The sequence below is a fragment of the Tepidibacillus infernus genome (assembly GCF_048898065.1).
Classification (GTDB): Bacteria; Bacillota; Bacilli; order Tepidibacillales; family Tepidibacillaceae; genus Tepidibacillus_B; species Tepidibacillus_B infernus.
Window position 1 is genome coordinate 1 of record NZ_JBLWFI010000019.1, and the last position, 442, is coordinate 442.

Genomic DNA, 442 nt, shown 5'->3' on the forward strand with positions numbered 1-442 from the left:
CCCCCATTCGGAAATCCCCGGATCGATGCTTACTTACAGCTCCCCGAGGCATATCGGTGTTCGTCCCGTCCTTCTTCGGCTCCTAGCACCAAGGCATCCACCGTGCGCTCTTTGTAGCTTAACCTATGTTTTGCCTTGCTTTTCTTGCTATCTAGTTTTCAAGGTACATAAAAAGACGACAATGTTTAATTTATCATCTTCTTCTTAAACTTTCAAGTATCCATTGTTTCCAATTTAATGGTGGAGCTAAGCGGGATCGAACCGCTGACCTCCTGCTTGCAAGGCAGGCGCTCTCCCAGCTGAGCTATAGCCCCATATTAGATATTAGAGTTTTAAGTTCTATAATGGTGGGCCTAACAAGACTTGAACTTGTGACCTCACGCTTATCAGGCGTGCGCTCTAACCAGCTGAGCTATAGGCCCTCAATGACACGCTTGATGCG

General features: G+C 47.1%; 2 tRNA genes and 1 rRNA gene. All 3 read right to left on the reverse strand.

What is annotated here, in order from left to right:
* A 23S ribosomal RNA gene (locus tag TEPIDINF_RS14795) occupies positions 1-124 on the reverse strand; the annotation flags it as partial.
* Between the two features lie 114 nt (positions 125-238).
* Positions 239-314: transfer RNA gene (locus tag TEPIDINF_RS14800), tRNA-Ala, on the reverse strand.
* A 31-nt stretch (positions 315-345) separates the two neighbouring features.
* Positions 346-422 (reverse strand) — tRNA-Ile (locus TEPIDINF_RS14805).
* Positions 423-442 lie beyond the last annotated feature (20 nt).